Source organism: Kushneria sp. EE4, from assembly GCF_977968315.1.
This window is the reverse complement of sequence record NZ_OZ386212.1, coordinates 1440517-1453027: the sequence shown is the minus strand read 5'-3', so window position 1 is coordinate 1453027 and position 12511 is coordinate 1440517. Positions and strand designations below refer to the sequence as shown.

Here is a 12511-nt window from a genome sequence, read left to right as displayed (position 1 = left end):
CAACAATGCTAGCCTGCCTTTCGTGTCGTGCCGGCGCAAAAGAGTTGATACTCCTCGGCCATGGCAAGATCAAAGGCGGCCTGGCGAAACTCCTGCATGGTGCAGATATAGTGCCCGTTGGGACAGCGCAGTTCGTGGTGGTCCGGGGTGCGACCGGGCCAGGAGAGGGCGACGTTGCATTCGGGGCAACGTGGGCCACTTCCAGAGCGGGTTGAGTTCATGACATTTCCCTTGTCGGTATGAAGGGTAATCCTTGAGGCCGGCCATCGAAGGCGTTCCTTGCCGTCAATGCGCCGCGGACTCTAGCATAATGTAGTGCGTCGTACAGACCTGCCCGTATAGGCAAATAGGCTAGAAGGGGGGGCAATTTAAGGCTGGACTAAAATCCCGGCCGTTCCGGGGAGAAGGCCACCATAAGTGGCCACATGATACGTCGGGCAGGATTTTCAATATTTATTCGTGATTCGTGGAACCAATTCCGACCGCGGCAGTCAGAGATAGTGCAAGACATCCTTCTGGGTTTCTTTGCCCCTCTTTTACGAGGGGCTTTTCTTTGTCCGGAACCGTTAATCCCGTTATTTATGGACTTCTGCTGATTGACTGGCGTAGCGTATTGCGTACAATACGCCGCACTCGCGGGAGTGGTGGAATTGGTAGACACGCTAGATTTAGGTTCTAGTGCCGTAAGGCGTGAGAGTTCGAGTCTCTCCTTCCGCACCATCTGCTTTACTTGTACGTCCTCTGACATACCCTCAAGCCCTGAACGGGCCTCGCCCCAGGTAATTTTCTATATCCAGATGTTGCCAGCACGACATGCCATGTATGCCTGTGTGTAGGCTGGCCATCAGTGATCCTTGTCTTCCCCTGCACGGTAATCAAAATAGGCGAAATCTCCGGCCAGAGCCTGACCGCTGAGGTCCTGGACACACAGGCCTGTAAACGTTCCGGTAAAGCGAATGTATCTTGCGTCATCGTCAGAAAGATGAGCGATGTCGATTTTATCGCCGACCGATTGCCACTGCTCAGGCTCTGTCGAGTAATAAAACTGCAGCTGCTCCCTGTCGATTTTTGCCTTTAAAAAGGTGGAGGACGCCGGCAGCGCAATCTCTTCATTTAATAGTTCATCGTATTCGCCATGCCGGGACTCGATGATGCCAAGACACTTGCCCAGCTCTTCATGATGGGTCACGCGCAGATAAACGTAATCGGCCGTGTCGTAATAGATGATCAGCCCGGCCATCTGCTGAAAGTGTTCGGGTGAAAACTCCAGTTCGGTCTCGACCTCGACATGGAAATGCTCCAGGCGTCTTGCCAGCAGACTCTGACGATGCGTCGACTGCATCGATTCGCCGCCCTTGAGCCTTAGAAACCCGGGACGTTCGTGCAGGGAGATCCAGTCCTGCGTAAAGGGCCGCCTGAGCGAGTTCCAATACAGTTTTAAGCGTGAGTCAGAGAAATCATCGTGACCATCCTCCTGAGGCAGCGGATGCGACGCCAGATTCGGCGCGGTGACCTGCCAGTCCGGATAGGGGCCATTTTCGATTCTCAGCCACCCGTCCTCGGTCCAGTAACATTTCTGCAGCGCTGTCTCACGACCGAGAATGCATTTGTCATCAATGGCCGGGCGGGCGCATAGATGCGCCATGTACCAGTCGCCGTTTTGGGTGGTGACCAGACTGCCATGGCCGGCCTTTTGCAGCCGGGACGGATCCTCCCGGTCGGAGGTCAGTATCGGGTTTTCAGGGTCGACCTCATAAGGCCCTGACAGGGAACTCGAGCGAGCGACCGTCACCGCGTGGTTGTACTCGGTGCCGCCCTCGGCGGTGATCAGATAGTAATAGCCACCATGTTGATAGATATGGGGGGCCTCTGTCAGGCCGAGCTCGGTGCCCCTGAAGATGTTGTGAATCGGCCCGGTCAGGCATTGTTTATCCGGGTCGTAGCGTTGCAGCGCGATGCCGGCAAAGGGGTGTTTGCCCTTGCGAAAGTCCCAGATCATGTTGAGAAGCCACTTCGAACCATCCTCGTCATGAAACAGGGAGGGGTCGAAGCCGCTGCTGTTCAGATAGACAGGGTCTGACCAGGGGCCTTCGATGTTGTCGGCGGTAATGAGATAGTTGTGTGTATCCTTGAAGGCCCCCTCCCGACTTTTGACATCGGTATAGATCAGGTAGAAAACGCCATCGGCATGGCTCAGGCAGGGCGCCCAGACGCCTCCCGAGTCGATGTTGCCGATCATGTCGAGCTGTGACACTCGAGTCAGCGGATATGTCAGCAGCTGCCAGTGCACCAGATCCCTGGAATGATGGATCTGTACGCCGGGGAACCATTCAAAGGTCGATACCGCGATGTAATAATCGTCGCCCACCCGAAGGATCGAAGGGTCAGGATGATAGCCGGGCAATACAGGGTTGGTAATCAGCGTCATTGATGTCGTCCTTTTTAAGGCGGGGTATCAAGCTCTTGCCTTGAGATCCTGAATGATCTTCGGATAGCGCTTATCCAGGTCGTAAAAAAGCATCAGGACAATGATGAGTACGCAAATGGCCAGCGGCAGATAAATAAAGAGCGCCTGGATGGAAAACAGGGCTGCATCGGTCTGTGCGTCGCCGCCGCCGACATAGCCACCCATGGCAAGTATCCAGCCGATAAGCGCTGTACCGAGACCGCTGCCGACCTTGATGCCCATGCTGCCGCCGCTGTAGACCATGCCCTCATTACGGATGCCGGTCTTCCATTCACCGTATTCGACGGTATCGCCCAGCATGGCGAACATACTGCCGTTGATCGGTGCCTTGCCGATGCCGCGAATAATCGTGCCGGCAATGATCAGGGCGACATTGGTGAGATCGATCAGCATGACTAAATAGCCAAGGATGGTAATGACTTCGCCAACAATAATGGCGTTGCGCTTGCCGAATCGTTTGGTAATCGGTGCGACGACAACCATGCCCAGCAAAATGAAAGCGATATAGGCCGTCGTCACGACCCCTACCAGCCAGGTGTTATCAAGAATGTATTCTGCGTAATAAACCACGGCGCCCGAGTTGAGACCGTTAAAGATGTAGGTCAACAGGATGAACGCCGTGGCAAGCACCCAGTATCGGTTTCTGCCCAGCGTCTTCAGGCTTTCCTTGAGCGAGACCTTCGTGTCTCGCATGTTCTGGCTTGCGGGCTGGACGCGCTCTCTGGTCGTCTTGAACGTAAAGATGAAAAGCGCCGTGCCTATCGCGCCAAACATCATGAAGGTCATGACCCAGCCAAACTGGCCTCCGCCCAGTAATGTCGCGACCGGCAGCGTCAGGTTGCTGACCAGCAGAACGCCCACGAGTGCCAGGCTCATGCGAAAGACATTCAGCAAAGAGCGCTGGTACTGATCCTGAGTGATGAGCGAGTTCATGGTGCCATAGGGAACATTGAGCCCGGTGTAGACCAGGCAGACAACGTTGTAGGTGACGGCGATATACACCACCTGCCAGAAGGGGTCGATATCGGGAACGGCGAACAGCAATACCGCCGACACGGCAAAGGGGACTGCCAGCCACAGCAACCATGGTCTGGCCTTGCCATGCCGGGAGGTTGTCTTGTCGATGATGTAGCCCATCGCAACATCCGAGACGCCATCGAACACGCGTGAAAAGAGCATGATCGAGCCGATGACGCCCGCGGCAATGCCGATAACATCGGTGTAGTAATAGACAATGAAGATACTCATTGCCTGCCAGATAAAGTTGCTGGCCAGATCGCCACAGCCATAGCCGATTTTCTCCAAAAGACCAATTTTCTCGGCTTCCGGAATAGAAGCGCTGGCCGATGATGCTTCCGGCTGTGGGCCTTCCAGGGTATTCCTGTTTGTCGTCATGCATCATCCTGATGAGAGGGAAGGGCAATGGTTTGAAGGCCGCGGCTGGTGGCCGGAGCGTGAGGGTCATATGGATGTGGTCGCTGCCCGGCTGGTTTTTAAAACGCCTATACGACCTGTTGGGTCAAGCCATGAACTACTGTTTCAAGCCACGAACCATGAGTCAGCGTTGTAAAGCCTGTGCTGCATTACCATTAGACGTTGGTAAACCATCGAAGACCGAGGGTGATAATGATGGCTGTCCGGGTGATGGAATATGAAGATGGCGGGGGGCCGAGAGGAAATAATACACCGGTGATTTCAGGGTGTTTACAGAGCCGGTGATAACCGGCGGAAGAATGCCTTGTTGAATCAATACAGAAGCGATACAGGTCCTGAAACCCGGAGTAGCATCATGATTGGTAATGATCCAGACATCACGGAAGGGCTGAATGGATGCTTCAACAGGTAAACAGGTAACTAAACAGGCTATAGCTGCCCTGTGCCTGTGCTGCCCTGTGCCTGTAAAGAAATAACGGGTAGCCGGATTGATTTGAGTGTCGCAGGCAGCAAGGCTGATGACTCATTGCGCATCAGCCTGTCCGCACGTGAAAAGGGCCCTCAACGCTTGCCGGAAACATCATCCTTGTTATTAAGCTCTTCGCAGGCAGCTTTCGCGGCGTCCTCGGTCGTATAGGTCGCGATTTCCATCCTGGTCCCTTCCAGAAAAACGACGAACCCCTCGACATGATCGTTCTCACCCGTGGAGGTGAACTCTCCTGCCGCGGCGTATTGATAGGTATAAGGCATGATGATCTCCGATGGTCGGTTTTATTGATGCGCCTTTAATGAGGCTAGGGGAGCCGCCAGCGCCACGCCATGTCCAGAGTGTTAACTTTGGTCGTCATTTGGCAGCACAGGCGAAAGTGGGCGTGCGACCATTAAAGACAACTGTCTGGCACCACGCTCGATGACTGGTAGCTCAGGGCAGGGAAAAGCTGTCTGTCATGCTCTGATGGGGCGGATTCTGATGGTTCGGATGAAAGTGGCAGCATTTAGTACCGACAAAATCTGCCGATAGCCTTCTGATACGGTCAGAAGGCATGCCATGAAAAACGGTTCAGGAGATATATGGCGGGTAAAGGGCAGGCGTCTTGTCGAGACGCTGGACCGCACGCTTGCCTGGACCATGCCCGGCTACTGCAGTTTTTGTCTGGCAGGGACTGCAGGCGGAAGGCCCTGGTGCGATCTCTGTTTCAGAGCACTGGCATGGCATCAAAGCGCGTGCCCCTTGTGCAGTGAGCCGCGGCCGGTATCGGTGCCTGCCGACATGCCCTGTGGCCACTGCCTGAAGCAGCGGCCGAATTTTGATGACAGCTGGGTGCCCTTTCTCTACGAAGGCGAGATCGCGCGGCTGATCCAGCGCTTCAAGTTCAATGGCGATCGTCGTGCCGGCCATGTCCTGTTGCAGCTTATGTTGCACGCGTTCGAACAATACCGCGGACCGGTACAGGCCATCGTGACGGCCGACCTTCACTCCGAGCGGGCACGCGCGCGCGGGTTCGATCAGACCCTGTGGCTGGGCCGGGAGATGGCCCATGCGTTGAATCTGCCCCTGCACCGGGCTGAGCGACTTCGAATGACACCGACCCAGCGAGGGCTGTCACGTTCGGCCCGCCAGCGTAACGTTCGCCGCGTCTATCGCGTGAGCTCAAGGCTTCCCGCCTCCGTGCTGTTATTTGATGACGTCATGACCACCGGCGCCACGCTCGAGGCGCTTTCACGTGCCTGCCGTGAGCAGGGCGCCGAGCATGTGAGTGCCTGTGCGCTTGCCCGTACCCCGGCGGGGCGCGCAATCTGATAGCATGGCGCCTCCAGACGCGGAGGTTGTGAATAGTGGCTCACCCCTTTGAACAGCTCGACCCGGCGCGCATTGTGGCGGCCATAGAAGCACAGGGCTTTCGTACCGAAGGCGAACCCTTTGCGCTTAACAGTTATGAAAACCGGGTTTTTCTATGGCGTGACGATGACAATCAGCGCTTTATCGTCAAGTTTTACCGACCCGACCGTCTTACGGATGCCGCCATTGTCGAAGAACATGCCTTCGTCGATGAGCTTCATGGCGCAGGCTGTCCCGTTAACCGGCTCTGGCGCAATGATCTGGGCGATACGCTGCATTTTCATGACGGCTTTCGTCTGGCGATCTTTTATTATGTACCGGGCCAGGCACCGGAGCTGGACAATCCCGAGCACCTCTTTGCGCTGGGCGGCGCGATCGGGCAAATGCATGCCGTTGCCAGGCGCAGGGCCTTTACGCATCGCGCCGTGCTGCGACCCCACGCCATCGCGCACGAAAGTTTTGAAAGCATTCGCGCCAGTCACTGGCTCAGCGCGCGCCAGCGTCGTGCCCACGAGCAGATCAGTCAGGCACTGCTGGATATGCTGCCCGAAAAGGCGTGGCCGGATGATGCCTTTCAGCGCGTTCATGGCGACTGTCATCTGGGCAACATGCTGGGGCGGGAAAGTCATTTTTCGCTGGTGGACTTTGACGACTGTGTCATGGCACCGGCCGTTCAGGATCTCTGGATGCTGCTGACCGGAGAAGATGAGCCTTCCTGGCAGGCGCAGCTGGCGGAGCTGATAGAAGGCTATGAAGAGCACTGCGCCTTTGACAGGCGCCAGCTTGGATGGATCGAACAGCTACGAACGCTTCGTCTGGTGCGCTATAGTGCCTGGCTGGTGGAGCGCTGGAGCGACCCGGCCTTTCCTCGAGCCTTCCCCTGGCTTGCCAGTGAGAACTACTGGGACCAGCATATCAGAACCCTTGAGCAGCAACGTGTGGCGCTGTCATCGCCTCGCTGGCTGGCGTAAGGCCGCGCTGACACGGTCTCCGGACCGATCGGAAATGAAACATGCCACGGCGCCCGAACAGGTGCTGGATATACCCGAAACGCAGGAAAGAAACATGAGTCAGGAGATGGAAAACCACTATCGCGAGATCCTTGCGGCCCTGGGGGAAAACCCGGAGCGCGAAGGGCTTCAGGACACGCCGGCACGGGCAGCCAAGGCCATGCAGTTTCTAACGCATGGTTATCAGCAAAGTCTGGGCGATATCGTCAACGATGCCGTGTTCTCATCGGATACCGACGAGATGGTAATCGTCAAGGACATCGAGCTTTATTCGATGTGCGAGCACCACATGCTGCCCTTTATCGGCAAGTGTCACATCGGTTATCTCCCGCGCGGCAAGGTGCTGGGACTTTCCAAGTTCGCGCGTATCGTGGACATGTATGCCCGCCGCCTGCAGATTCAGGAAGAGCTGACCCGCCAGATTGCCAACGCCGTCCAGGACGCCACGGACGCTCGCGGGGTCGGCGTGATCGTCGAGGCGCGCCACATGTGCATGATGATGCGCGGCGTGGAAAAGCAGAACTCAAGTATGAAAACCTCGGTCATGCTGGGCGATTTTCGTGAAAACCTGTCTACACGTCAGGAATTTTTGACGCTCGTCTATAACTGAGCACCCTGCACGGTGTCCCGGGTCGGCATCGATCCGGGGCAACGGTTCTCCTGTTTGATGGCATGTCCTATGCTTGGCACATATCCCGAGTGCTTCAGGGACCTCAAGTCGACAGGAGAACGACATGGATACGTTGAACGACCAGAGCCTTTTCAGACCCTTTGCCTATATTGACGGCAGCTGGGTGGCCGCTGACAGTGGCGAGCAGATCGAGATCGACAATCCTGCCACGGGCGAGATCATTGCCCGGGTGCCGCGGCTGGGCGCCGGTGAAGCGCAACGCGCCATTGAAGCAGCGCACGCTGCCTTCCCCGACTGGCGAGGCCGTACCGCCATTGAACGTGCCGATATTCTCTATCGCTGGTATGAGCTGATGATCGAGCACAAGCGCGATCTTGGCCGCATCATGACGCTGGAGCAGGGCAAACCTGTTGCCGAGGCCGAAGGCGAAATCGTTTATGCCGCCAGTTTCATGCGCTGGTTCGCCGAGGAAGCACGGCGCGTCTATGGCGATACCATCCCGGGGGCGAAGCCCGATCAGCGCATCATGGTGCTCAAGCAGCCGGTCGGTGTGGTCGGCGCGATTACGCCCTGGAACTTCCCGTCTTCCATGATCACCCGCAAGGCGGCGGCCGCGCTTGCCGCAGGCTGTCCGATCGTGATCAAGCCGGCCGGCCAGACGCCGCTGTCTGCCACGGCGCTGGCGGTACTGGCCGAGCGCGCCGGGGTGCCGCGTGGCGTGTTCAACGTGTTGCCGGGCAGTGCCAGCGAGATTGGCAGGGCCATGACCGATTCGACGCTGGTGCGCAAGATTACTTTCACCGGCTCGACCGAAGTCGGGCGTCAACTGATGTCTCAGGCTTCGAGCCATATCCAGAAGATTTCGCTGGAGCTTGGCGGCAACGCGCCCTTTATTGTCTTTGACGATGCCGACCTGGATGCCGCAGTGGCCGGTGCCATGGCGTCCAAGTTCCGCAATGCGGGCCAGACCTGCATCTGCACCAACCGCTTTCTGGTGCAGTCGGGCGTCATCAACGCTTTTTGTGAAAAGCTGGCAGCGGCGATGAACGGCGAACTGGTCGTGGGCGATGGCATGAAAGATGGCGTCAACATTGGTCCCATGATCAATGAGGAGGCGATCAACAAGGTACACGAGCATGTTCAGGACGCCATCGAAAAGGGCGCTGAACTCATGATCGGCGGCCATCAGCACACGCTCGGCGGGCGCTTTTATCAGCCCACTCTCATAAGCGGTGCCAATGCATCGATGAAGGTCGCCTCGGAAGAGACCTTCGGGCCATTGGCGGCCGTTTTCCCCTTCGATGACGAAGCGCAGGCGATCAGCATGGCCAACGATACCGAATTTGGTCTGGCCGCCTATTTCTACACCCGCGATGCCGGGCGTATCTGGCGCGTGGGAGAGGCACTCGAGTATGGCATCGTGGGCGTCAATGAAGGGTTGGTGTCCAACGCGGCGGCGCCGTTTGGCGGTATGAAAGAGTCGGGCCTGGGTCGTGAAGGGTCACGCTACGGGCTGGAAGAGTATATGGAAACGAAATATCTGTGCATGACGATCCAGTAACTCCGGGCCACGTAGTCAAACGCTGAATACGCCATTAAAAAACCCCGCCATGGCGGGGTTTTCAGCTTTCTGACGGTGGGTGACACCATCAATGCTGTTGTTCGGGACTCAGGAACACATGCCGCCCGTGCTGGCATGTGCCGGTGTGAACCACCAGCTCTGCTCACTGGCGTAGCCATAGGTACCGGCGGTGGTTACGACAGTAATCGCAACGGCAACGGTAATTTTCTTGATGGTCAGTCCCTTGATGGTCAATGACTTCCACATGCGGGGTTACTCCGGACGGTTTTTTTAGTTTTTTTGCCAGTGCAGGTCATCGCAGCCGACGCTGATCGGGCAACGCATTATTGCCTGCAAAAGTGTTCCGGCACTGTGCCGTTTGGAGAAAGCAGGACTTCAAAAAAGCATGATTTTACATGGGCTGACATACCTCAGCCGAGAAGGCCCGGTCGGGATAAAATGATCCTCAAAAGGACTGATATAACGCCCTGATCCATGCTTTATCGTTGCAGACAAAAGGGGCCGCCATCGTGAGATGGCGGCCCCCTTTAATGAGTGATGGCGCTATTTCAATGCCTGAAATGGCGCATGCCGGTAAAGACCATGGTCATGCCGGCCTCGTCGGCGGCCTTGATGACCTCTTCATCACGCATGGAGCCCCCGGGCTGAATGACGCCCGTAATACCGGCAGCCGCGGCGTTGTCGATGCCGTCACGAAAGGGGAAAAAGGCGTCCGAGGCCATGACGCTGCCTTTCACTTCAAGGCCTGCCTGCTCGGCCTTGATGGCTGCAATACGGGCGGAATTGACGCGGCTCATCTGACCGGCGCCGACGCCCACGGTCTGTCCGTTGCGGGCATAGACGATGGCATTGGACTTCACAAATTTGGCCACCTTCCAGGCAAACAGCAGATCATCAAGTTCTTCGGCAGAGGGACTGCGCTGTGTAACCGTGCGAAGCTCGTCTTCGGTGACCATGCCGTCATCGCGTGACTGGACCAGCAGGCCCCCGGTGACCCGCTTGTAGTCAAAGCTCTCAGCAGGGGTTTCAGGCCAGGCGCCGCATTCCAGCAGGCGCACGTTCTTCTTGTCGGCCACGGCCTGACGGGCGGTGTCGCTGACGCTCGGGGCAATGATGACTTCGACAAACTGGCGCTCGACGATAGCGGCTGCCGTGTCACCGTCGAGTTCACGGTTAAAGGCAATGATGCCGCCAAAGGCGGATTCGCTGTCGGTGGCAAAGGCCAGTTCGTAGGCGCTTTTAAGCTGGCCGTCACGACTGATGCCCACGCCACAGGGATTGGCATGTTTGACGATCACGCAGGCCGGTGCCTTGAATGTTTTGACACATTCAAGCGCGGCATCGGTATCGGCGACGTTGTTGTAGGACAGTTCCTTGCCCTGCAGCTGTATAGCACTGGCAATGCTGCCCGGTGCCGGCTCACGCTCGGTATAAAACGCTGCCTGTTGGTGCGGGTTTTCGCCGTAGCGCATCTGCTGGCGCTTGTGGAACTGCGTCGACCAGGTGCGGGGCAGTGCCGATGTCTCGCTGTCATCGGCTTCGACGATGCCGCCCAGATAGCTGGCAATGGCGGCATCGTAGCCCGCCGTGTGCTCAAAGGCCTTGACCGCCAGGTCAAAGCGCAGGGTAGGGTCGGTCCCCTTGCTTGCGCCTTCAAGCGTTTCGAGCACGCGGGCGTAGTCGCTGGGGTCGACCACGATAGTGGTATAGGCGTGATTCTTGGCGCACGCACGCACCATGGTAGGGCCACCAATATCGATGTTCTCGATGGCGCGCTCCAGCGAGCAGTTCGGGTCGGCCACGGTCTCTTCAAAGGGGTAGAGATTGACCACCACCATGTCGATCGGGGCGATGTCGTGCTCTGTCATGACGTCATCATCCTGACCGCGACGGCCCAGAATGCCGCCGTGGATGCGCGGGTGAAGGGTCTTGACCCGGCCGTCCATGATTTCCGGGAAACCCGTATGTTCGGAGACCTCGGTCACGGCAATGCCCTGTTCATTCAAAAGGCGCCATGTACCACCAGTGGATAGAAGCTCTACGCCCAAATCGGCGAGGCGGCGGGCGAAGTCTACAATGCCGTCCTTGTTGGAGACACTGATCAGGGCACGTCGGATCGGCTGGCAGGCGTGAGGCATTGCAGTCTCGTCTTGATGAGTCATGAGATTTCCGTGGCAGGCAGTAAGCGTGTCATGCGCGATCAGAGCACAAGGCTCAGATCAGATCGTACTGTTTGAGCTTTTTGCGCAGTGTGCCGCGGTTCAGGCCCAGCATCTGTGAGGCCTGCGTCTGGTTTCCGCGGGTATGGGCCATAACCGAGCGCAAAAGCGGGGCTTCCACCTCGGCCATGACCATGTTGTACAGGTCGGTTACGTTTTCGCCATCAAGATGGGAAAAATAAAGCGACATGGCCTGATCCACCGCTTCGCGCAGCGTACGCGACTGCGACTGATGCTGGTGAAGCTGAATGGGAGTTTCACCCGGGTGATCAGACAATGGATGACTAGTCATGCGGCACGCGTTCCATCTATGGGGGCGAACGGAGAATTTTCGGCGAAAAGCGCTGTCAGGTAGCGCTGCTGTGCTTCGCAGTCTTCAAGGGTGTTGAATTCGCGACGCCAGCGTTCGCCATGCTCGGCGCCGGCGAGATACCAGCCAATGTGCTTGCGTGCGATACGCACCCCCATATGCTCGCCGTACAGGGCATAGAGGGCTTTTAGATGACCGGTCATGACCTCGGCACGCTCATCCGGCGTCGGCGATGCCAGAAAGCTGGCGTTTTCGAGATAATGCTCGATCTCGCGAAAGATCCAGGGGTTCCCCTGAGCGGCGCGTCCGACCATCACAGCGTCAGCGCCGGTATAGTCCAGCACCTGGCGCGCCTTTTCAGGGCCGTCGACATCGCCATTGGCAAACACCGGGATAGCAAGCTCGGACTTGATCCGGGCAATGGTGTCGTACTCGGCCAGACCCTGGTAGCGCTGCTCACGGGTGCGACCATGAACGCTCAGCGCCGCGATACCGGCGTTTTCAGCCATGCGGGCGATGGTAAGCGCGTTGCGGCTGTGTTCACACCAGCCCGTGCGAATCTTGAGCGTGACAGGGATATCGACAGCGCCCACCACCCGTTCCAGAATTTCGGCGACCAGCGCTTCATCGCGCATCAGGGCTGAACCTGCGGCCTTGTTGCAGACCTTTTTGGCCGGACAGCCCATGTTGATGTCGATGATTTCGGCACCGTTGTCGGCATTGACCCGCGCAGCGTCGGCCAGCATGTCAGCATCGCCACCGGCGATCTGCACCGAGCGGGGCCCGGGCTCACCGGTATGATCGAGTCGCAGGCGTGATTTGGGCGTGTGCCACAGTCGCTTGTCGGCGGTCACCATTTCAGACACCACAAGACCTGCGCCCAGCGTTCTGCAAAGCTGGCGAAAGGGCCGATCGGTAATTCCCGCCATGGGCGCAAGAATAACGCGCCCGGCCAGCCGGTGAGGGCCGATACAGGGCAGTCCGCTAACCATTGAAAGCTTTATCCGGAAAAGGGAGG

12 protein-coding genes and 1 tRNA gene are annotated in these 12511 nt (G+C 57.6%); 5 read left to right on the top strand and 8 right to left on the bottom strand.

Features of this window, described 5'->3' with window-relative positions; translation table 11 throughout:
* Positions 1-8: 8 nt before the first annotated feature.
* On the bottom strand, positions 9-221 hold the full coding sequence (locus tag ACXMYO_RS06710) for a hypothetical protein (protein WP_438767645.1): 213 nt from the start codon (positions 219-221) through the stop codon (positions 9-11).
* Between the two features lie 414 nt (positions 222-635).
* Here ACXMYO_RS06710 and ACXMYO_RS06705 point away from each other — a divergent pair.
* Positions 636-720: transfer RNA gene (locus ACXMYO_RS06705), tRNA-Leu, on the top strand.
* A 124-nt stretch (positions 721-844) separates the two neighbouring features.
* On the opposite strand, the gene ACXMYO_RS06700 is transcribed toward ACXMYO_RS06705, so the two are convergent.
* The 3 genes from ACXMYO_RS06700 to ACXMYO_RS06690 all read right to left on the bottom strand — a co-directional run bounded on the left by ACXMYO_RS06700 (position 845) and on the right by ACXMYO_RS06690 (position 4651).
* Positions 845-2428, bottom strand: coding sequence for a glycoside hydrolase family 43 protein (locus ACXMYO_RS06700; RefSeq protein ID WP_457808191.1), 1584 nt, complete (start codon positions 2426-2428; stop codon positions 845-847).
* Between the two features lie 27 nt (positions 2429-2455).
* Complete coding sequence (locus ACXMYO_RS06695) at positions 2456-3862, bottom strand: MFS transporter (RefSeq protein WP_457808190.1); 1407 nt, start codon at positions 3860-3862, stop codon at positions 2456-2458.
* Between the two features lie 600 nt (positions 3863-4462).
* Positions 4463-4651, bottom strand: a complete 189-nt coding sequence (locus ACXMYO_RS06690; RefSeq protein WP_457808189.1) for a hypothetical protein — start codon at positions 4649-4651, stop codon at positions 4463-4465.
* Between the two features lie 298 nt (positions 4652-4949).
* On the opposite strand from ACXMYO_RS06690, the gene ACXMYO_RS06685 reads away from it, so the two are divergent.
* The 4 genes from ACXMYO_RS06685 to ACXMYO_RS06670 all read left to right on the top strand — a co-directional run bounded on the left by ACXMYO_RS06685 (position 4950) and on the right by ACXMYO_RS06670 (position 8943).
* Positions 4950-5702 carry a ComF family protein gene (locus ACXMYO_RS06685; protein ID WP_457808188.1) on the top strand — a complete coding sequence of 251 codons (753 nt, stop codon included), beginning with the start codon at positions 4950-4952 and terminating at the stop codon, positions 5700-5702.
* A gap of 35 nt (positions 5703-5737) precedes the next feature.
* Entirely contained in the window at positions 5738-6712 is a 975-nt protein-coding gene (locus ACXMYO_RS06680) for a serine/threonine protein kinase (protein ID WP_457808187.1), read from the top strand.
* Between the two features lie 94 nt (positions 6713-6806).
* Positions 6807-7361, top strand: coding sequence for a GTP cyclohydrolase I FolE (gene folE / locus ACXMYO_RS06675; protein ID WP_438768428.1), 555 nt, complete (start codon positions 6807-6809; stop codon positions 7359-7361).
* Positions 7362-7485: 124 nt separating this feature from the next.
* Entirely contained in the window at positions 7486-8943 is a 1458-nt protein-coding gene (locus ACXMYO_RS06670) for an NAD-dependent succinate-semialdehyde dehydrogenase (protein WP_457808186.1), read from the top strand.
* Positions 8944-9051: 108 nt separating this feature from the next.
* Here the strand turns inward: ACXMYO_RS06670 and ACXMYO_RS06665 are convergent, their stop codons facing one another.
* From ACXMYO_RS06665 to dusB, 4 genes are all read right to left on the bottom strand, one after another.
* Entirely contained in the window at positions 9052-9210 is a 159-nt protein-coding gene (locus ACXMYO_RS06665; protein ID WP_438767636.1) for a hypothetical protein, read from the bottom strand.
* A gap of 302 nt (positions 9211-9512) precedes the next feature.
* Positions 9513-11126 carry a bifunctional phosphoribosylaminoimidazolecarboxamide formyltransferase/IMP cyclohydrolase gene (gene purH, locus ACXMYO_RS06660; protein ID WP_457808185.1) on the bottom strand — a complete coding sequence of 538 codons (1614 nt, stop codon included), beginning with the start codon at positions 11124-11126 and terminating at the stop codon, positions 9513-9515.
* Positions 11127-11178: 52 nt separating this feature from the next.
* A complete protein-coding gene (gene fis / locus ACXMYO_RS06655; protein WP_438767632.1) occupies positions 11179-11475 on the bottom strand; it encodes a DNA-binding transcriptional regulator Fis in 297 nt (98 codons plus the stop codon).
* Positions 11472-12485 carry a tRNA dihydrouridine synthase DusB gene (gene dusB / locus ACXMYO_RS06650; RefSeq protein ID WP_438767630.1) on the bottom strand — a complete coding sequence of 338 codons (1014 nt, stop codon included), beginning with the start codon at positions 12483-12485 and terminating at the stop codon, positions 11472-11474. The genes fis and dusB overlap by 4 nt, the downstream gene beginning before the upstream one ends.
* Positions 12486-12511 lie beyond the last annotated feature (26 nt).